Genomic DNA, 17,081 nt, shown 5'->3' with positions numbered 1-17,081 from the left:
TTTTGGCTGCCGCCCGACAACAAGCCGATGCTGGTGGTAGCGCCGACCTTCGAGCTCAGTCCCCCAAAGACCTCAAGTCGCCCAGATTCTGGGATCACTCGTCCTCAAGGCCCATAGCTGCTCCCGCCACAGCGCCCTCACCCGCCGCAGCGCCAGCGTCACCGTCTCGACCTCATCGCCAACGACGCGCGCCAGCAGCACTGCGCCACGCGGGCCGGCTAGATGGGTGATGCCCGAACGGGGCACGCCATCCAGCAAGGCGCGGCTGTGGGTCAGCAGCGCGTCCACATCAGCCAGCACGCCGGTCTGCGCATAGACCAGCGTGCCCAGCACCCGATGGCCGTCGAGGCCACACGGGCCGTCGAGCAGGGCCTTGTCCGCCGCATCGAGCCAGCCGCGGTCCAGCCATTGGCCGGCAATCTCCAGATGCTGCAGCAGCCGGCCGGTCTCAAAGGGCTGGCTCGCAGCGGGCAGGCCCAAGCCCAGCACCTCGGTCGCGAACAGGCTGGCGCCCGGCGCGAGGCTCAGCCTCACCTCGTTGCGTGCGATGCAGCCGGGATAGGCCAACGTCTCCTGCGGCAGCCACTCCAGGCGCCCGCCCTCGCCCACGGCGGCCTGCACGACCTGCGCCGCTTCGCCCGCGTTGGAGCGGTAGAAACGCGTGGCGGCTGGCGTGGTGACGAGCAGATGGGCGCTGGCCTGCACATCCAGGTGGATGTCCAGGCGGTCCCCACCCACCAAGCCACCGGGTGGATGCACCAGCACGGCATGCGCAATGGCGGGGCCCTCAGGGTAGAGCGTCTTCAGCAGGCGCAGCGGGCCGTCGTGGCGGGCATGCACGCGAGTGGCGTTGCCGCCATCGCGAGCGGCGCTCAGCGTCAATCGCGCCGGCCAGCGGATGGCATCAGTCGACAAGCAGCCCCTTCTTCTCGATGAAGGCGACGACGTCGGCCAGGCCATCGCGGGTCTTGAGGTTGGTCATGACCCAGGGCTTCACCGGCCGCATGCGAGCGGTGTCGCTGCGCATGACGTTCAGGTCGGCGCCCACGTGGGGCGCGAGGTCGGTCTTGTTGATGACGAAGAGGTCGCTCTTCGTGATGCCGGGGCCGCCCTTGCGCGGGATCTTCTCGCCGGCGGCCACGTCGATGACGTAGATGGTCAGGTCGGAAAGCTCCGGGCTGAAGGTCGCGGCCAGGTTGTCGCCACCGCTCTCCACGAACACGATGTCGGCGTCGGGGAACTTCTCCAGCATGCGGTCGACCGCTTCGAGGTTGATGGAGCAGTCCTCGCGGATAGCGGTGTGAGGGCAGCCGCCGGTCTCCACACCCATGATGCGTTCGGGCGCCAAGGCGCCGGCCACCGTCAGCAGGCGCTGGTCTTCCTTGGTGTAGATGTCGTTGGTGACGACGATGAGATCCCAACGGTCGCGCATCGTCTTGCACAACATCTCGACGAGCGTGGTCTTGCCGGAGCCCACGGGGCCGCCGACGCCAACGCGCAGCGGGGGCAGTTTCTTGGTGCGATTCGGGATGGCGTGCAGCGGGGCTGTGGTCATGAGCGGAACAGTCTCGAATATTGGGTTTCGTGGCGGGCGCCGTGAATGCCGAGCAACGGCGCGAAGGCCATGGGCTCGGGCGCGGCCAGCGCCGTCGCCACGGCTTGCGGAATGGCTTGCACGAGGCGTGCCAGCAGGCGCTGGCCGGAGGTCTGGCCAAGGGGCACGGAGCGCACGGCGGCCTGCATCAGGTTCTCGGCCCAGCCGAAGGCGATGGCCTGCAGCGCGGGTTCCAGCGCAGCGCCGCGCGATGCAGCCGCAGCGCCCATCACGACGGGCCAGCTTGGCGCCGGCTTGAGCGACTTCAGCAGCGGCAGCACCGGCGCATCGGGCATCAGGCCCTGCATCCAGACGAGCAGGCTGCGACCCATCTGCTGGGCCTGCTGCAGGCTCTCGCTGGTCTCGCGGGTCTGCAGCACCCAGGCATTCAACTCGGTCAGCCGCGCGCCGTCGAGCGCCAGCGCGGCGGCGTGCGCAGCAGCGGCGACCGGCAACTCGGCACGGGCCTGCACGAGTTCGAGCTGGTTCAGCAACCAGTCGCCGGCGCTGGTCTCGTCGTGCACGACCCCGGCATCCACGGCGGCCTCCAGGCCCTCTGAATAGCTGAAGCCACCGACCGGCAGCGCGGGAGAGGCGAGCCAGAGAAGATGCAGCAGCGAGTCAGGATGTGGCATGAGTCAACGGCAAGCAAGGGAGCGCGGGGCCTGAAGTGTGCGGGGCGCGCCAGCCCGTCAGGCGGCTTCAGCGGCGCCACGGCGCGCAGATATTTAAACTGGCGAGCTTTGCATTGCGCCCTCAGTGGACCACATGAAAGCCTCTCGAACCTTCACCTTGTCACTCCTGCTGGCGCTGGGCGCCAGCCTGGCACATGGGTGGGAAGCGCCCGCCAACCCGAACCCGGAAGTCATCCTGAATGAAGCGCTGGCCGATGCGGCCTACGGCCGGTTCGACGACGCGGCGCAGAAGCACCTTTGGTATCACGAGAACGTCCTGCGGCTGCTGCCGGAGCACGTGGGCGTCAGGCTGTCGTTTGCGCTGCAGGACTGGCTGGAGCTGGCCAAGCGCTATCCGCCGGCCATGCGCGACCTGCAGACCGTGCGTGATCGTGCCGTCGAGCGCACCCACACCATCGACCGCAACCTGCATGGCGCCGTCCTGGAAGTGGTTCGCATCAATGAGCTGCTGGGTGATGCCAAGTCCACCCGTGACATGTTTGCCCAACTGGCCGAACGCGACGCGCCCAGCGCTGCCCGGTATTGGCTGATGGCCGTGCCTGCCCTGGTGCAGATGCAGGACCATCAGCTGGCCAACGCCTACATGCCGCTGCAAGGTGTGCTGAACAGCATCGAGTCGCAATACTCGGCGCGAGCCTCCGGGCAGGACATGCCCCCGGCCCAGCGGGCCAGCATGCAGGCACAGATGGCCGGCTACGTCGACCTGACGTTCGCGCGGGTGATCTGGGTGTTGACCAAGTCCCAGCGCGCCGGCGAGGCACAAGAGGTGGCGCGACGCGGCAAGGCCTTGCTGGGGGCCGGTATCGCAACGCCGCTGATCGACGCGGCCTTGCTGGGCGGCAGCCCGTCCGCCAGCGTCAACTGAAACGAAACGGCCGCTGCCGCGGCTCAGTGCTTGTGGTCGTGGCCGTGGTCATGACCGCAGCCGGGGCCATGCACGTGGCCTTCGTCGTGCGCCTTTACTGGAATCGCCAGCGGCTTGCGCACCGGCGCGGGCTCGGCGGCGTGCGCATGGTGCTCATGCCCATGTTCATGCGCGTGGTCATGCCCGTGGTGGTGGTGACCGTGCCCGGCGCCTTCGCCGTAAGCCCCGCCTTCGGGTTCGAAGGCCGCCTGCGCCTCGGTGACGATCAGGTGCTGGCGGCGCAGCATGTCGGCCAGCACGGGGTCGGGCTCGAACTGCAGCAGTTCGGCCTGCAACTCCAGCGGTACATGGCGGTTGCCGAGGTGGTAGGCGGCGCGCAGCAGGTCGAACGGTGAGCCGTGCTCGGTGCAGTGGCGCACCTGCAGCACGGGCTGGGCAGAGGCGATAACGCGGAGCAGCGAGCCGTCTTCAGCCACGAGCACGTCGCCGCCCCGCAGCACCGTGCCGCGCGGCAGCACGACGCCGATCTCGCGGCCGGTGGAATCGGTGGCCGAGAAGCGACTCTTGCTGCGAGCGTCCCAGTCGAGTTCAAGCGTAGGCGCGCGCTTGACGAGCACGGCGGCGAGGCCGGCACCGCCGGCAATGCGTTTGGAGGCGTGGATCATGGGCCAAGTATCGGCGCTGGCTCGATGGCGACAGCGGCCGTGGGGGTTTGCCGGGCATCATGTCGCCTCCAATGCCAGCGGCAAGCACCATGCAACTCGAAACCCTCACCCTCTCCCTCCAGGACCACATCGCCACCGTCCGCCTGAACCGGCCGGACAAGGCCAACGCGATGAACGCGGTGATGTGGCAGGACATCCGCCGCGCGTTTGACTGGATCGACAGCCAGCCCGAGGCCCGCGTGGCGGTGCTGGAAGGCGAAGGCAAGCACTTCACCGCCGGCATCGACCTGCAGATGATGATGGGCATCGCCCCGCAGATCCAGGACCCCTGCGACGGCCGCACGCGCGAGAGCCTGCGCCGCGTCATCCTGGACATGCAGGACACGCTCACCAGCCTGGAGCGCTGTCGCAAGCCGGTGCTCGCGGCCATCCACGGCGCCTGCGTGGGCGGTGGCATCGACCTGATCTGCGCCGCCGACATGCGCTACTGCAGCGCCGACGCCTACTTCTCCATCAAGGAGATCGATATCGGCATGGTGGCCGACGTGGGCACGCTGCAGCGCCTGCCCAAGCTGGTCGGCTCGCAGGGCCTGGTGCGCGAGCTGGCCTTCACGGGCCGGCGCGTGGAGGCCGCCGAGGCCCGCGAGATCGGCCTCGTCAACCGCGTGTTCGACAGCCGCGAGGCGCTGCAAGCCGGCGTGCGCGAGATTGCCGCACTCATCGCCAGCAAATCGCCGCTGTCCATCCGCGGCACCAAGGAGCAGCTCAACTACGCGCGTGACCACTCGGTGGCCGATGGCCTCAACTACATCGCCACCTGGAACGCCGGCATGCTGATGAGCGAAGACCTCACCAAGGCCATGATGGCCGGCAAGAGCACGCCGAGCTTCCGCGACTAGCCGCGCGTTGCATGCGCCCGGTTGCTGGCACGGCTGAACGGCGCATCGCCCCCCATAAACTGCGGCCATGCTGGACGTGAGGGCCTATCTGGAGGCGACATCTTTGGGGCGCCTGCTGGCGCCGACGGAGCTCCGGGACCTGCAGGCCCTGGCCGTCGAGCGCCACTTTGCGCGCGGCGAGCATCTCGCAACGGCGGGAGCCGCGGCCTTCCATTGGTTCGGTGTCATCGAAGGCTTGGTGTCCTTGTCGGTCAGCCATGCCGACGGCGAGCAGACCATGCTGTCGGCCGTTGGCGATGGCGGCTGGTTCGGCGAGGGCACCTTGCTGAAGGGGCAGGCATGGCAGTTCGACGCCGTGGCCCTGCGTAACACGCGCGCCGTGCTGATCCCCGCGGCGCAGTTCCAGCGCCTTCGCAACAGCAGCCTGGGTTTCAACCACTTCGTGCAGGAGCTGCTGAACGCGCGCCTGGGCGCCCTCATCGGGGCGGCGATCTGCGCCAGGCATGCGCCCATCGAATCCCGCGTCGCGCGGGCGGTGGTGGACCTGATCCAGCACCCGCAGTCCGGTGAAACCGTCCTTCGCGTCTCGCAGGCTGAGATCGCGATGCTGGCGGGCACCTCAAGGCAGCGAGCCAACATGGCGCTGAAGCGACTCAGCGAATGGGGGCTCGTCGACGTCGCCCGTGACGGCTTGCTGGTGCACGACATTCAGCGCCTGAGGGCCGTGAGCGCCGACGATGGCGCAACAGCGCAGCCATCGGCCGGCTGAATCAACGCGCCCTGCCCGCTTAGCATTCGCCCATGCTGACCGCACCGCAAACCCTCGCCTTCCTCGCCACCGCCCTGGTCCTGACCGTCACCCCAGGCCCGGACAACCTGATGGTGCTGAGCATGGGCATGTCCCGCGGGCGGCGAGTGGGCATGGCTTTCGGCCTGGGTTGTGCGCTGGGCTGCCTGAGCCACACGCTGCTGGCCGTCATCGGCGTCAGCGCGCTGGTGGCCGCGTCGCCGGTGGCGTTCACGCTGCTGAAGATGGCAGGCGGCGTCTATCTCGTGTGGATGGGCGTGCAGGCCTGGCGGCATGCGGGCAACGTGCAGTTGAGCCGAGATGCTGGCGACGCCTCATCGCTGCGCCGCGTCTTCGTGAAGGGCCTGATCGCCAATGCGATCAACCCCAAGGTGGTGTTGTTCTTCCTGTCTTTCCTGCCGCAATTCGTCGTCGCGTCGCAGGGCGAGGTGGAGTGGCAGTTGGGGCTGCTGGGCCTGGTGTTCACGGCGCAAGCCGTCGTGATGTTCGGGTTGCTGGGCTACTTCTCGGGCAGCGTCGGCGCCTGGCTGAACCGCCGGCCGAGCGTGGGCCTGTGGCTGGACCGCCTCGCGGGCACGTTGTTCATCGGCCTGGGCGTGCGGATGATGGCGTCGCGCTAGTCAGCCCGGTCGACCGCCCAGCCGAACGACGTGCTCGTGTAGCCTATTCCCATGCCTCGCCGCCTCGCCCTTGTCGCCGTCGCGCTCGTCGCCGCCATGGCGCTCGCCACGTGCGCCGTCGTCAGCAGCCTCTACACCGGCCACCTCGACATCGAGCAGGCAGAGCTGCAGGCACGCATCGCGCCGCGCTTCCCCACACACCACTGCAAGCTGCTCATCGCCTGCCTGGACCTGTCCAACCCCGTCGTGGTGCTGACCGAGGGGGAAGACCGCATCGGCATCACGGCCGACGCGAAGGTGACGCTGGGCACGCGCGAGCGCATCGGCCGTGTGGGCCTGTCGGGCCGACCGCGCTACGTGCCGGCCGAGGGCCAACTGTTCCTGGACGAGCTGCAAGTCACGACGCTGGAGCTCAGCGGCCTGCCCGCGGAGCACGCCGAGGTGGTGAAGCTGTACGCCCCACAGCTCGCCAAGGACGCGCTGCAGCGCCGCCCCATCTACACCATCGACACCAGCACCGCCAAGGGCACGCTGGCCAAGCTGACGGTGCGGGACGTGAAGGTGGTGGGCGGCAAGCTGCGAATCAGCTTCTCCGAGGCATCAAGCCGATGAGCAGCCTGTCACCTTTCGAGATTGGCGGCTTGACGTTCATCGTCGTGGCCGCCGTGTGGCTCGCGCTCGGCAGCCCGGGCAGCATGTCGGTGTTCAAGGCCATCTTGTCGCCGCTGGATTTCGTGTGGCGGGTCTCCAGGACAGCCGACGGGATCTCCAAGGACATGACCAGCTCGCTGGTGGCCCGCATGCTGGCCACGCTGGTGGCGAAGGCGGGCGCGGGAGTTTTCATCGCCCTCGGCCTGGCCCTGGCGGCTTTTCTCGTCCTGGGCGTCCTGGGTCGGTTCTTTCCCCGCTTCCGGCTGCTCTAGTCGATCAGGTCGATCGCCCAATCGAACGACGGGTCGCCAACGTTGTCGTGCGCGATGTTGAAGTCCTTGCGCTGGATCTGCAGGTCCATGTAGTTGCGGCCCTTGTAGCGGGCCTCGTAGGCGATCACGTCGTTCACGTTGCCGGGCGCGTTCGCGCTCGTCAGGATCAGGTGTACCGGCAAGCGGCTGCTCGCCGCGAAGCGGGCTTGTTCGTCCTGGATGTTCTTGGCCGTCAGCGCCCAGAAGGAGCCGTCGAACAGCAGGTAGTTCCTGAAGAACGGCGTGCCCACGGCTTCGGTGCTCAGCATCAGGGAACCCAGCAGCCCGCCGTACGACGTGCCCGTGTAGGTGCGCACCGCCGTCGTGCGGTACTTGGCCTCGATCAGCGGCGCCAGCTCCTCCTTCAGGAAGCGCGCATAGGCCGGCGCGCCGTTCACCGTGTAGTCGATGGCCCGCCGGTCACCGGGGCCTTGCTCGATGCTCACCAGGATCATCGGCTTGCGGCGCTTGTCCAGCATCTGCGAGAACGACGGGAAGCTCCACTGCCCATCGGTCGCGTACAGCACCGGGTAGCTCTTGCCCGAGCCCGCGTAGTTCTCCGGCAGGTAGACGTGATACGGATAGGTGATGCCCGTGTTCGTGGAGGTGATGGACTTGTTGCGCTCCAGCGTGCCCACGTAGACATAGTCGGGCGCGATCACCACCACCGGCGCCGTCGGCGCCGGTTCGCTCGACCCGCCGCCACCGCCGCAGGCAGGCAGCAGGCACGCGAGACTCAGAAGCAGCAGCGACAGGCGTGTGGACACGGAACTCCCTCGGGTTTTGTCCGCTGCCCAGTTCTGGATCAAGACTGCTGGCTGGCCAGGTGACGCGGTGATGGCTAGCCAAGCATACGCACCGCGCCGGCACCCAGGAAGCTTGAGTTCGTTCAGCCTGGCTCGCCAGGCACGCCTTAACGGCGCAGCAGCGTCAACCCGATCAGGCGCGACACCACGGCCGCCAGGTAGCCCACGCCGACGAACATCTCCAGGCTGGTCACCGCGCGGGCCAGCGGGCGCACCGGGATGACATCGCCAATGCCCGTGCTGGACAGCAGCGCGAAGCTCAGGAACATCAGCTCCGACCACGTGCGCGGCTGCTCGGCCTGCACGGCCGCCGAGAAGCTGCCCGGCTGCAAGGCCTGCAGCACCACAAAGCTGTAGGCAAAGCCCCAGGCCAGCAGCGTGAAGGTGGCGCCGGCGGCAAACAGCTCGTCGGTCGTCGCGTGCATGTCGCCCATCATGTAGGCCACGAGGCTGCCGGCGGCGTAGAAGTAAAACAGCGCCTCCAGCGCGGCGGACCAGGGCAGCAGCCAGTGCATGTTCCACACCGCCTGCAGCACCAGCATGACGATGGCCGGCAGCGCGAGGCCGACGCTCAGCCACGTCAGGCCGGGCGTGCGGCGAACCATGCGCGTGGTGAACACCAGCACGACGATGCCGAAGGCGCTCAGCGCCAGTGGGCCGGCGTGCGTCGATTCGAGGATGGGGTACAGCAGCAGGCCGACCAGCTGAACGATCAGCAGGACGGCCGACGGGTGGCGGCGCGTGATGACGAGAAGTCTTCGGTGGCGGACATGCATGGCTGGATTCTGTGCGCTGCCGGGTTCGTTACCTGCTGGTGACCCAAGTTGCTGACCACTCAGCCGCACGCCAGATCAAAGCGCCACGCGGCTCACTCGATCAGGTCAAGCGCCCAGGCGAACGACGGATTGCCGACATGGAAGTGGTCGACATCGAAGCTCTTGCGGTGAATCTGCAGGCCGACATAAGGCCGGCTCTGATAACGCGCCGCCAGCGCGGCCGTCACCTTGTCGTTGCCACTTTGGGTCGCACCCGTGAGGATCAGCCGTACCGGCAACTGGCGGCTGGCCGCCAGACGGGCCTCCTCGTTCTTGACGTCCTTGTCGCCCAGCATGAAGTACGAGCCGTCGAACAGCAGGTAGTTCCTGAAGAAGGGCGTCGTCGCGTCCTCGGTGCTCAGCATCAGCGCGCCCAGCAGGCCGCCCAGCGACGTGCCGGTGTACGTGCGCACGCCCGTCGTGCGATAGCTGGCCTCCACCAGCGGCACCAGCTCCTCCTTCAGGAAACGGCCGTAAGCCGCTGCGCCGCTCGAGACGAAATCGGTCGACCGCCGGTCCTCCCCGCCCTGCTCGACGTTGATCAGGATCATCTGCTTGCGCCGCTCGTCCAGCATCCGCGAGAACGGCGGGAAGCTCCACTGGCCGTCCGTCCCGTAGATCACCGGGTAGCTCTTGCCGGAGGTTGCGTAGTCCGCCGGCAGGTAGACGTGATACGGGTAGGTGACGCCGGTGATCCTGGACGTGATCGTCTTGCCGCGCTCAACCGCGCCTGCGAAGGTGTAGGGCGGTTCAGGCGGCTTGGTGTCGGTGGCCTGCCCTCGCGGGCCGCAGGCGGCGAGCAGGCAGGCAAGGCTCAGAAGCAGGGGCAGGCGTCGCTGCATGGGATTCCCTCGGTGATGACGAGGCCGAGGATGGCAGCGCAGCGGGCCAAGTACGACGGAAAAAGTGCCGAGGCGTTGAATGGGAGGGGTGAGCTGCATTGCCTGCCCTGCGAGCGCATCGGCGATTACCGGTGGTGTGGGATACAGGCATCGGCAAGATGCCGGCCTCGATGCACCCAGGAACTATCGCGGCGGGGAATCAATCCTTGTTCTTCGCCAGGCGAGCTGCGAGCTTCATGAGCGTGGGCACGCGCTTCCTGCCGTGCATGGCACGCAGTCGCGCCTTGGCCGCGCCGATGTCGATGCCCGCGGACGTCACGATCAGCGGCGGCGTTTCCTCCTCTCGCATGACCTCGCACTGCGCCGACAGGCCCGGCAGGCTCCTCTTCGAAACACCGACGATGGGCACCTTGCCGCCCAGCGCCTGATACAGGTGCTGGCCCAGGCCCGGCGCTTCGTCGGCATCAAGATGGACAAAGCCGTCAACCAGGATGAGCTCGGGCTCCAGGCTGTGCTCCCGCAACAGTTGCATCACGCAGGGCAGTTCGCGCAGGTCGAGTTCTCCTCGTACGGCCTTCTCGACATGGGCGATGCGCGAGACGTAAGTCTTCGTCGCTTCCGCGGCATCCCAGGCGTCGAAAGCCACAGCGGCAGCATTCGCCTGCGCGCCATCGAAAAGAACAGCTACTACGAGTTTCATGCCGGAGTATGAGCCGCTGCAGTTCACGCACTTGACCATCAGCGGCGGCAGCCGACAAAGTCCGCCGCGCCGCCTTGCGTGGCTGCCTATAGCTGTCGCAAGCACCCATCGGGCACGCCACGCCATCCCAGGAAAGTACGGGGCTCTGCGAGGCGCCCCGGCTCCAAGAATCTCGCCGCGCGCAGATGCGCAACGGAGATTCTCATGACGACGACGCGAATTCCTTCCGCTGCTGCTCTGCGGGCCGCCCTGGCCCTCGCGCTGGCGCTTCAACTGCTGAGCGGCTGCGGCGGCGGTGGCGACGACTCGCCCGAAATGGCCGACCGGCTGGAGGCCGCGCACGGCGGCGCCGACGGGCTGCGGCAGTTCTTCGACACGCACAGCGAGCCCGAGATCACCACCGAGCTGGCGCGCTTCGGCATCGGCTACGAGGTGCACGGGCCCGAGTTGGCCAAGATCCAGCAAGCCCACCCGCAGGCCATCACCGACTGCGCCAAGTTCTTCCCCACCGCCGACCGCACCAAGTGGCACAACTTCAACGGCGAGTACTACTACATCGACAGCTCCGGCCGCCCCAACAAGGCCTACGCCGACCTGCCGCCCATCAAGGCCGAGGCCCGCCAGGACTCCTGCCAGACCAGCATCGGCCAGTGGGGCGACGCCGAGAACCCCAGCAACGACTACGACGGCGGCCATCTGATCGGCTCGCAGCTCGGCGGCTGGGGCGGCCGCGCCAACATCGTGCCGCAGGACGCCAACTTCAACCGCGGCAACTGGGCCCAGCTCGAGAACAAGATGGCCAAGTGCGGTGTGTTGGCCACCGGTGCCATGCGCTACAGCATCGACGTCGGCTACCCCAGCAGCTCCACGCTCATCCCATCGTCCTTCACCATGACGATCACCCGTCAGAGCAACGGCGCCAAGGTCACGCTGCACTTCACCAACGTGGACGGCGGCGGCAGCAGCGGCACCAGCGAACGCGTGCGCGGCACGGACTTCTTGACGGCAAACGGCTGCAACTGAGGAAGAGCACCGGCGGTCGCCAAGCGCATGCGGGGGCGAGAACGACGATCCCGAGCAGGGTCGTCAATCCGACAAGCACCCGCTGCCGACCCTGAACCGACATTCGCGCCCCAAATTTGGCCACCCCGAAGCGGCCGGACGGGAAACGCTGTGCCTGGACCTACCGGGAACAGCGTCTGCACCCTTCAACCCGAGGTGAGCACACCGTCATTCGACAGCCGCAGGCTCGTCCTCCGTGCGCCGGTCAGGCTCCGTGGTGCGGAGGATTTCGTTCAGAACGGACGTGGCGTAATTCCCGGCGGGCAAAGAGAACGTGAGCACCAGTTGATCGGCTTGCGGCCATTCCCATGACATGTCCGCCGGGCTCGCCACCAGGGCGCGGCGCTCCTGATCCAGACCGGCGTATTCCATGCCGTTGCACAAGGTGGCGTGACGTTCAGCCACGCCGTTTTCCAGGGCCTGCGCTTGATCGGTGGAGATCACGCGGCCCCGTCCCCAGAGCGGTCCGGTGGGCCGGCCCGCCTCGTCCATCACATCACCGGGCAGGGTCTTGCCCCAGAGCCCCTGCTGCATTCGCAGCGCCAGCACTTCATTGAAGACGAAGGAGCGCACCGCCGACAGGTAGATGCCCTTCTTCTTCGGGTTGCGCACGCGGATTTCGCGCGCCAGCATGGCCCGGCCCTGCTCGACGTTGCCGCCCTCAAAGCCGAAACGCTGAGCGCCAAAATAGTTGGGCACGCCCTGTGACGCCACGGCCTTGAGATTGGCCTCCATGGCGTCGCGGTCGCCGGTCACGTCACGCAGCAGGATGCGGAATCGGTTGCCCTGCAGATCACCGGGGCGCAGCTTCTTCACGTGGCGGCTTTGGCTCAGCACCTTGAATTCCGGGTGCTGAAGCAGGGTCAGGTCAGGCGTCTCGCCCTTGGGTAAATAGATGCTGAACCACTGGCGGGTGATGGCGTAGCGGTCCTTGAGGCCGGCATAGCCCACGTCCCATTCCTGCACGCCGGCGGCAGCGGCCAGTTGCTGGGCGACGAAGGCGGTGTTGGCACCGTTCTTTTCGATGTCCAGCCAGATGTGTTCGCCCGCACCGGAGGGCAGCTGCAGCGGCAGTTCGGTCACGATGAAATCCTCGTTGAGGAGTTTCAGCGTGGCGCTGGCGCCGCTGGCCGGATAAGCGTTGGGCCACTGCGGCAAGGTCGTGTATTGAGAGTCGGTCATGAGCGGTTTGATGGCACCAGCTGTAGAGAGGGAAAGGCTGCCTAGCCGACCAGGGGCAGTCCAAACGTTGATTCTCTCCCTGCCCGTATGCCTTAACGAGCGTCAACAGATGCGACTTCAACGGGAACCGTTGCGCGCTACGACCGGCGGCTGACCGTCATGTAGGCTGAACGCCCATCGCCCCCGGGGGCACTTCTTGCCTCATCAATGACCCACACCGAGCGCATTGCACGATTCGCAAAGATCTCAACTGCGTTGGCGCTGCAAAGCGATCAGCAGTTGACCCGACTTGTGGATGCGGCCGAGCAATTGGCATCGGGCATCGGTGGCACCACGTTGGCCATCGAGCTTGACGGTTGCAAGGTGTTCGCCAAGCGTGTGCGGTTGACGGATCTGGAGCGGCGCTCCGAGAACCGACTGTCAACGGAGAACCTCTTCCAGCTCCCGACCTTTTGCCAGCGCAACGTCGGCTCGGTCGGCTTTGGCGTGTGGCGTGAGCTGGCCGCCAATTCCATGACGACCGGTTGGGTGCTGTCGCAACAATTGGAGACTTTCCCGTTGATGTACCACTGGCGCGTACTAGAGGGCGCCGCATCGGCAGGGGCTGCGCCTCTACCCCATGAGTTGGCCGACGTCGAGGGCATGGCCAGCTATTGGGATGGCTCTGAGTCCATGGGCCGGCGCATCAAGGCGCTTGCCGATGCCACGGCCAGCGTCATGATTTTCTTGGAGTACCTGCCCTGGAATCTGTCCGCGTGGCTGGAGCAGCAGTTGGCAGCAGGCCCCGCGGCGCTCGAATCGGCTTGCGCCATGGTCGAGCGCGGCTTGACGGTCGACATTCCCCGGATGAACTCGCTCGGGCTGGTGCACGGAGATGCTCACTTTGGCAACATCCTTACCGACGGGCACAGGCTCTACTTTGCCGATCTCGGGCTGGCCACGTCCGAGCGCTTCGCGCTCACGCCGGATGAGTTGAACTACTTGCACCACAACGCCAGCCTGGACCGCGCCTACGTCCTGGCCAAGTGGGTCAACTGGCTGATCAAGGCTTTTGCTCCAACGGCAAGCAGCCTGCAGGAACGAATGGCATGGGTTCGCGCCGTCGCGCAGGGGCAAGCCGTGCGCCAGTTGATCCCTGAGCTACCTGCCGAAGTCGCCGCGATCATCCATCGCCATGCGGCAATCGCCTCGCTCGTCAACGACTTCTACGTCGAGCTGCATGGCGAACACAGAAGCGCACCTTACCCGCGCGACGACATCGAAGCCGTGTTTGCCGCGGCACCAAACGCCCCCAACATCGGTCGGTAGTGCATCGGCTGCGCCCCCCGAACCGGGAGCTGAGTCTCGAGCAAGCGAGGTCAGCGGCGCCTACGCAGCGCCAGCGCGAGCAGGCCACCACTCAACAGCAGTGCTGCCGAGGGCTCTGGCACCGGCGCATAGGCTTGGTTCCAGTCGATGCCGCTCTGGCTGCTGAGCGTGTAGGCGATCGCGTTGCCGGCCACGCTGACGCCGCTGACGCCTTGCCAGGTCAGCGTGCTGGCGAAGTCGCTGGTGGCCTCGCTGAACCAGTTCGGCCCGGCGCCGGCCGTGCCTGCGGAAGCCCGCGAGAAGATGCCCAGCTCGAAAGGCGTGCCCAGCTTGACCGTGACGCTGAAGTTGACGTTCTGGTCGATCACCTGGTGGAAGGGAAAGCCACCCTGGCCTTGACCCTGGACGCGAAAACTCTGCCCCCCAACCGCCGCGTTGTTGAGCCAGACCTGGCTGCCGATCCGGGTGTAGCTGTTGCCGGTGGGCAGGCCGTCGAGCACGCCGTCGAGATGGATGCTGAAGCTCAGCACGGCGTTCTGGCCGATCTGGGCCGAATTGGCCGGCATCAGTGTCCAGGTGTCGGTCCAGCCGGCCGTGCTCTCGGCCGCCGCGAAGCCGGCGCTGGCATTGGCGCGGAAATGCGCGTACATCCCGACCGAGCCGTACATGGCGTTACCGTGCGAGTCAGTCTGGACGGAAGGCGTCGCCTGGTTGTAGGAGCCGCTGGTCGCCAACTGCTGCCCCACAGTGGTGGTCGAGGCGGCGTTGCAGTTGGACAGGCCTGCCTGCCAGTCGAACAGATTGCCTTCGGTCGGGAACGCGCCAGTGGCCATGCCGCCACAGCTCGACACCAGGGCGCCAGTAGAGCCGAGGTTCTGTTGGCCCATTTCGGCCGCGAAGGCGGGCAGGCAAGCCAGGGCGAGAGGCAGCAGGGCGAGGCGGTGGTGCATGTCGGGCTCCTTGTGCAGTGACCCAACGCTACGCGCCCACCCAGCGGCCGTCAGCCCCTAAAACCGGCTGATCCACGGCGGGCTTGAAATACGTCTGTTCACCGCAGGTGCCGACTTTGGTTTTGATTTGAGCCCTGCCCCCGATTCGCGCGCGGCGAACGGCTCTCTGCCCCGGCCTTCGGTCTTTCCGCGGGCGCTTTGGTCGACCTTCAGCCTTGCTCCTTACAGGAACACCCCCATCCGAGTGGCCCCAATGAAGCTAGGGAGTAATGGCTGCGGCCCGGCGGCGACTGCAGCACGCAGGGTGTTGCCCTGCGTGCCCACCAACCGGAGATCGCTCAAATGAACACCATCCATCACGCCCCCCGTGCCCCCCATCGGGCAGCCATCGCTACCCATCGGCTGGCCGCCCTCGGGGTGGCGCTTGCGGCCGCCCTCTCGCTGCCCCAACTGGCCGCTGCACAAGCGCCGGCCTACGACATCACTTTCAAGAACCTCACGAGCAATGCGGCGACGACGGGGGCGGCGACGGCACAGACCGGGCAGCGGCTTTCGCCACCGGTGTTCATCACGCACAGCGCGGCCTACACGGCTTACACCGTCGGCCAAGCCGCACCGGAGACGATCTGGCGCATTGCAGAAGGCGGCAATCGCAGCTTCCTGCTCGACGAAGTCAATGCGCTGGCCGGCACGAGCGTGCTCAGCGTCGCGGCGCCGCTGTCTGCGCCCCTGCCTCAACAGGACTCCGTGACGGTACGCGTGCAGGCCGATGCTTCGCACCACCTGCTGTCGTTTGCCAGCATGCTGGGCTGGACGAATGACGGCTTCGTCGGCGTCAGCGGCCTGGACCTGTCGACCATCACCGGCACCGTCACGATCAACCTGTACGGCTACGACGCAGGCTCGGAGAAGAACAGCGAGGCCAATGGCTTTCTCGGCGCACTCGGGCTGGGCAACGCGCGCGATCCCGAAGGCGGTTTGATCACCACCCACCTGGGCATCCGGGGCGACGCGAACGCGCCAGCGGCCTGGAACTGGCTGCCTGGCCCCGCTGCCAGCCTGACCATCAGCGCTGTGCCCGAGCCCACCACCTGGGCCCTGCTAGTGGGCGGGCTGCCGCTGATCCACCTGCTGCGCAAGCGTGCAGGCGCCGGTACTGCGAACAAGGCCTGAGCGAGCCTGCACAAGGCGGCCAAACCGTAGGTTGGGGTGAGCACAGCGAACCCCAACGCTTCACTCTCCGGCGTCGATGTCCCGCAACGCGTCGATGTAGTCGATCAGCAGCCGGCCGCCGCGATCGGCCGCATTCAACGTGAAGAAGTAGGCGGCGCCCGGGGTGTTGGCGCGGCGGTAGCGCATGGCGTTCGCGGTAGGTTGGGGTGAACGGAGTGAACCCCAACGAATTGGGCAGGCCTAGACGTTGGGGTTCGCGGGCTCACACCAACCTACCGAGCTGGGACTTAAGGTGCGCTCATCTGTATCGCTGGCTCGTTTGCGATTGGGCAGAATGTTTGAGGCGATCACGCACGACAACTTCAGGGAGCGCATGTTGAATATCCGACGCCTTGTTTTGCTGCAACTGTTTGTTCTGATCGGACTAGTGGGATGTGCAGGAGCAGCCCGCCGGACCGTCGATACCGACGCGGCCATCAAGTCCGTTGCCGTTGTGTCGCTGCTGCAAGAGGATGTGCAAGTTCAGAAGCTTGGGCTCACCGTCTTCAACAACGATGCGCGCACCGTACCGATGGGTGGTGAATTGAACAAAATCGCCACAGCCGCGATCGAATCGCGACTCCAAAGCGCACGCCCCGCATGGGCTGTAAAGCCATCCGGTGCCAACGGCGCGAGCCTTTCTCAAAAGTTCAGCAGCGCTGGCGTTTCATGGTCTTCGCACACCGGCACCATCAAGTTCGACCTCGCCGCCTTGGCGAACGCAGCAGGTGTGGATGCACTGTTTGTTGTGATCGACACCTCACTGGAAAATGAGCGCGGCAAAGGGGTCGGTGTGATCCTGCGTGCGCTGCCTGGCCTGGAGCCCAGCGCTCTCGTCCATGCCAACGTACTGGTCGTGCTGGTCGATCGAGGTGGCAACGAAATCACCAACCGGATTGGCAGTGGCAGCACCTCCATGAAGGCATCGGACCTCGGGCTGACCAGCGATCTCGGGTCAGTTCAGCCCGAAGTCCAGACGGCCCTCAAGGCTCAGTGGCGCACCAAGCTCAGCACCAACGTCACGATGGCCATGGCGCGAATGGGCTACTGAGCCTTGCACTTCAAGCGCGGTAGTTGGGGTGAGTGGGGTTAGCAC

21 protein-coding genes are annotated in these 17,081 nt (G+C 66.5%); 10 read left to right on the top strand and 11 right to left on the bottom strand.

All coding sequences use genetic code 11. From position 1 onward, the window contains the following. Positions 1–72: 72 nt before the first annotated feature. From AC07V5_RS20350 to AC07V5_RS20340, 3 genes are read right to left on the bottom strand one after another with little or no spacing between them, the layout of a single operon-like run. On the bottom strand, positions 73–915 hold the full coding sequence (locus AC07V5_RS20350; RefSeq protein WP_495117530.1) for an urease accessory protein UreD: 843 nt from the start codon (positions 913–915) through the stop codon (positions 73–75). Continuing rightward, positions 905–1,555, bottom strand: a complete 651-nt coding sequence (gene ureG, locus AC07V5_RS20345; protein ID WP_495117529.1) for an urease accessory protein UreG — start codon at positions 1,553–1,555, stop codon at positions 905–907. The genes AC07V5_RS20350 and ureG overlap by 11 nt, the downstream gene beginning before the upstream one ends. Continuing rightward, the gene (locus AC07V5_RS20340) at positions 1,552–2,229 is read right to left on the bottom strand and encodes an urease accessory protein UreF (RefSeq protein WP_495117528.1); all 678 of its coding nucleotides are present in this window, start codon (positions 2,227–2,229) and stop codon (positions 1,552–1,554) included. Before AC07V5_RS20340 ends, ureG begins: the two co-directional genes overlap by 4 nt. Before the next feature lie 133 nt (positions 2,230–2,362). Between AC07V5_RS20340 and AC07V5_RS20335 the strand changes: the two genes are divergently transcribed. Beyond that, the gene (locus AC07V5_RS20335) at positions 2,363–3,154 is read left to right on the top strand and encodes a hypothetical protein (RefSeq protein WP_495117527.1); all 792 of its coding nucleotides are present in this window, start codon (positions 2,363–2,365) and stop codon (positions 3,152–3,154) included. A 23-nt stretch (positions 3,155–3,177) separates the two neighbouring features. On the opposite strand, the gene ureE is transcribed toward AC07V5_RS20335, so the two are convergent. Further along, entirely contained in the window at positions 3,178–3,819 is a 642-nt protein-coding gene (gene ureE, locus AC07V5_RS20330) for an urease accessory protein UreE (RefSeq protein WP_495117526.1), read from the bottom strand. An 89-nt stretch (positions 3,820–3,908) separates the two neighbouring features. Here ureE and AC07V5_RS20325 point away from each other — a divergent pair, with 89 nt between their 5' ends. From AC07V5_RS20325 to AC07V5_RS20305, 5 genes are all read left to right on the top strand, one after another. Next, the gene (locus tag AC07V5_RS20325; RefSeq protein WP_495117525.1) at positions 3,909–4,718 is read left to right on the top strand and encodes a crotonase/enoyl-CoA hydratase family protein; all 810 of its coding nucleotides are present in this window, start codon (positions 3,909–3,911) and stop codon (positions 4,716–4,718) included. A 67-nt stretch (positions 4,719–4,785) separates the two neighbouring features. After that, positions 4,786–5,487: a Crp/Fnr family transcriptional regulator gene (locus tag AC07V5_RS20320; RefSeq protein WP_495117524.1), complete on the top strand. Its 702-nt coding sequence runs from the start codon at positions 4,786–4,788 to the stop codon at positions 5,485–5,487. Between the two features lie 32 nt (positions 5,488–5,519). Continuing rightward, the gene (locus tag AC07V5_RS20315) at positions 5,520–6,146 is read left to right on the top strand and encodes a LysE family translocator (RefSeq protein ID WP_495117523.1); all 627 of its coding nucleotides are present in this window, start codon (positions 5,520–5,522) and stop codon (positions 6,144–6,146) included. A 51-nt stretch (positions 6,147–6,197) separates the two neighbouring features. Further along, entirely contained in the window at positions 6,198–6,758 is a 561-nt protein-coding gene (locus AC07V5_RS20310) for a DUF1439 domain-containing protein (protein WP_495117522.1), read from the top strand. After that, positions 6,755–7,069, top strand: a complete 315-nt coding sequence (locus tag AC07V5_RS20305) for a hypothetical protein (protein ID WP_495117521.1) — start codon at positions 6,755–6,757, stop codon at positions 7,067–7,069. The genes AC07V5_RS20310 and AC07V5_RS20305 overlap by 4 nt, the downstream gene beginning before the upstream one ends. Here the strand turns inward: AC07V5_RS20305 and AC07V5_RS20300 are convergent. The 4 genes from AC07V5_RS20300 to AC07V5_RS20285 all read right to left on the bottom strand — a co-directional run bounded on the left by AC07V5_RS20300 (position 7,066) and on the right by AC07V5_RS20285 (position 10,271). Further along, the gene (locus AC07V5_RS20300) at positions 7,066–7,875 is read right to left on the bottom strand and encodes an alpha/beta hydrolase (protein WP_495117520.1); all 810 of its coding nucleotides are present in this window, start codon (positions 7,873–7,875) and stop codon (positions 7,066–7,068) included. The two genes, AC07V5_RS20305 and AC07V5_RS20300, sit on opposite strands and share 4 nt — an antisense overlap. 146 nt (positions 7,876–8,021) lie before the next feature. Continuing rightward, on the bottom strand, positions 8,022–8,690 hold the full coding sequence (locus AC07V5_RS20295; protein ID WP_495117519.1) for an ion channel: 669 nt from the start codon (positions 8,688–8,690) through the stop codon (positions 8,022–8,024). Between the two features lie 92 nt (positions 8,691–8,782). After that, positions 8,783–9,571 carry an alpha/beta hydrolase-fold protein gene (locus AC07V5_RS20290; RefSeq protein WP_495117518.1) on the bottom strand — a complete coding sequence of 263 codons (789 nt, stop codon included), beginning with the start codon at positions 9,569–9,571 and terminating at the stop codon, positions 8,783–8,785. A gap of 199 nt (positions 9,572–9,770) precedes the next feature. Then, complete coding sequence (locus tag AC07V5_RS20285) at positions 9,771–10,271, bottom strand: endonuclease V (RefSeq protein WP_495117517.1); 501 nt, start codon at positions 10,269–10,271, stop codon at positions 9,771–9,773. Positions 10,272–10,475: 204 nt separating this feature from the next. Between AC07V5_RS20285 and AC07V5_RS20280 the strand changes: the two genes are divergently transcribed. After that, positions 10,476–11,294: a DNA/RNA non-specific endonuclease gene (locus tag AC07V5_RS20280; RefSeq protein WP_495117516.1), complete on the top strand. Its 819-nt coding sequence runs from the start codon at positions 10,476–10,478 to the stop codon at positions 11,292–11,294. Between the two features lie 207 nt (positions 11,295–11,501). Here the strand turns inward: AC07V5_RS20280 and truD are convergent, their stop codons facing one another. After that, on the bottom strand, positions 11,502–12,515 hold the full coding sequence (gene truD, locus AC07V5_RS20275) for a tRNA pseudouridine(13) synthase TruD (protein WP_495117515.1): 1,014 nt from the start codon (positions 12,513–12,515) through the stop codon (positions 11,502–11,504). 207 nt (positions 12,516–12,722) lie between these two features. On the opposite strand from truD, the gene AC07V5_RS20270 reads away from it, so the two are divergent. Beyond that, a complete protein-coding gene (locus tag AC07V5_RS20270) occupies positions 12,723–13,823 on the top strand; it encodes a hypothetical protein (protein WP_495117514.1) in 1,101 nt (366 codons plus the stop codon). A 50-nt stretch (positions 13,824–13,873) separates the two neighbouring features. On the opposite strand, the gene AC07V5_RS20265 is transcribed toward AC07V5_RS20270, so the two are convergent. After that, the gene (locus AC07V5_RS20265) at positions 13,874–14,773 is read right to left on the bottom strand and encodes a PEP-CTERM sorting domain-containing protein (RefSeq protein ID WP_495117513.1); all 900 of its coding nucleotides are present in this window, start codon (positions 14,771–14,773) and stop codon (positions 13,874–13,876) included. Positions 14,774–15,115: 342 nt separating this feature from the next. Here AC07V5_RS20265 and AC07V5_RS20260 point away from each other — a divergent pair, with 342 nt between their 5' ends. Beyond that, entirely contained in the window at positions 15,116–15,946 is an 831-nt protein-coding gene (locus AC07V5_RS20260) for a spondin domain-containing protein (RefSeq protein ID WP_495117512.1), read from the top strand. A gap of 60 nt (positions 15,947–16,006) precedes the next feature. Here the strand turns inward: AC07V5_RS20260 and AC07V5_RS20255 are convergent, their stop codons facing one another. Further along, positions 16,007–16,132: a hypothetical protein gene (locus AC07V5_RS20255; protein ID WP_495117511.1), complete on the bottom strand. Its 126-nt coding sequence runs from the start codon at positions 16,130–16,132 to the stop codon at positions 16,007–16,009. Between the two features lie 148 nt (positions 16,133–16,280). Between AC07V5_RS20255 and AC07V5_RS20250 the strand changes: the two genes are divergently transcribed. Next, on the top strand, positions 16,281–17,036 hold the full coding sequence (locus tag AC07V5_RS20250; RefSeq protein WP_495117510.1) for a hypothetical protein: 756 nt from the start codon (positions 16,281–16,283) through the stop codon (positions 17,034–17,036). Positions 17,037–17,081: the final 45 nt, after the last annotated feature.

Source organism: Roseateles sp. GW821-FHT02E12 (genome assembly GCF_059421665.1).
This window is presented reverse-complemented; position numbering and strand designations above follow the sequence as displayed.

What these genes read in the sequence shown, in the direction of transcription:
- AC07V5_RS20285 (WP_495117517.1), bottom strand. Translation starts at nt 10,271, where the DNA reads ATGAAACTCGTAGTAGCTGTTCTTTTCGATGGCGCGCAGGCGAATGCT.
- AC07V5_RS20255 (WP_495117511.1), bottom strand. Translation starts at nt 16,132, where the DNA reads ATGCGCTACCGCCGCGCCAACACCCCGGGCGCCGCCTACTTCTTCACG.
- AC07V5_RS20310 (WP_495117522.1), top strand. Translation starts at nt 6,198, where the DNA reads ATGCCTCGCCGCCTCGCCCTTGTCGCCGTCGCGCTCGTCGCCGCCATG.
- truD (WP_495117515.1), bottom strand. Translation starts at nt 12,515, where the DNA reads ATGACCGACTCTCAATACACGACCTTGCCGCAGTGGCCCAACGCTTAT.
- AC07V5_RS20290 (WP_495117518.1), bottom strand. Translation starts at nt 9,571, where the DNA reads ATGCAGCGACGCCTGCCCCTGCTTCTGAGCCTTGCCTGCCTGCTCGCC.
- AC07V5_RS20340 (WP_495117528.1), bottom strand. Translation starts at nt 2,229, where the DNA reads ATGCCACATCCTGACTCGCTGCTGCATCTTCTCTGGCTCGCCTCTCCC.
- AC07V5_RS20270 (WP_495117514.1), top strand. Translation starts at nt 12,723, where the DNA reads ATGACCCACACCGAGCGCATTGCACGATTCGCAAAGATCTCAACTGCG.
- ureE (WP_495117526.1), bottom strand. Translation starts at nt 3,819, where the DNA reads ATGATCCACGCCTCCAAACGCATTGCCGGCGGTGCCGGCCTCGCCGCC.
- AC07V5_RS20325 (WP_495117525.1), top strand. Translation starts at nt 3,909, where the DNA reads ATGCAACTCGAAACCCTCACCCTCTCCCTCCAGGACCACATCGCCACC.
- AC07V5_RS20295 (WP_495117519.1), bottom strand. Translation starts at nt 8,690, where the DNA reads ATGCATGTCCGCCACCGAAGACTTCTCGTCATCACGCGCCGCCACCCG.
- AC07V5_RS20260 (WP_495117512.1), top strand. Translation starts at nt 15,116, where the DNA reads ATGAACACCATCCATCACGCCCCCCGTGCCCCCCATCGGGCAGCCATC.
- AC07V5_RS20265 (WP_495117513.1), bottom strand. Translation starts at nt 14,773, where the DNA reads ATGCACCACCGCCTCGCCCTGCTGCCTCTCGCCCTGGCTTGCCTGCCC.
- AC07V5_RS20280 (WP_495117516.1), top strand. Translation starts at nt 10,476, where the DNA reads ATGACGACGACGCGAATTCCTTCCGCTGCTGCTCTGCGGGCCGCCCTG.
- AC07V5_RS20335 (WP_495117527.1), top strand. Translation starts at nt 2,363, where the DNA reads ATGAAAGCCTCTCGAACCTTCACCTTGTCACTCCTGCTGGCGCTGGGC.
- AC07V5_RS20315 (WP_495117523.1), top strand. Translation starts at nt 5,520, where the DNA reads ATGCTGACCGCACCGCAAACCCTCGCCTTCCTCGCCACCGCCCTGGTC.
- ureG (WP_495117529.1), bottom strand. Translation starts at nt 1,555, where the DNA reads ATGACCACAGCCCCGCTGCACGCCATCCCGAATCGCACCAAGAAACTG.
- AC07V5_RS20305 (WP_495117521.1), top strand. Translation starts at nt 6,755, where the DNA reads ATGAGCAGCCTGTCACCTTTCGAGATTGGCGGCTTGACGTTCATCGTC.
- AC07V5_RS20320 (WP_495117524.1), top strand. Translation starts at nt 4,786, where the DNA reads ATGCTGGACGTGAGGGCCTATCTGGAGGCGACATCTTTGGGGCGCCTG.
- AC07V5_RS20250 (WP_495117510.1), top strand. Translation starts at nt 16,281, where the DNA reads ATGTTTGAGGCGATCACGCACGACAACTTCAGGGAGCGCATGTTGAAT.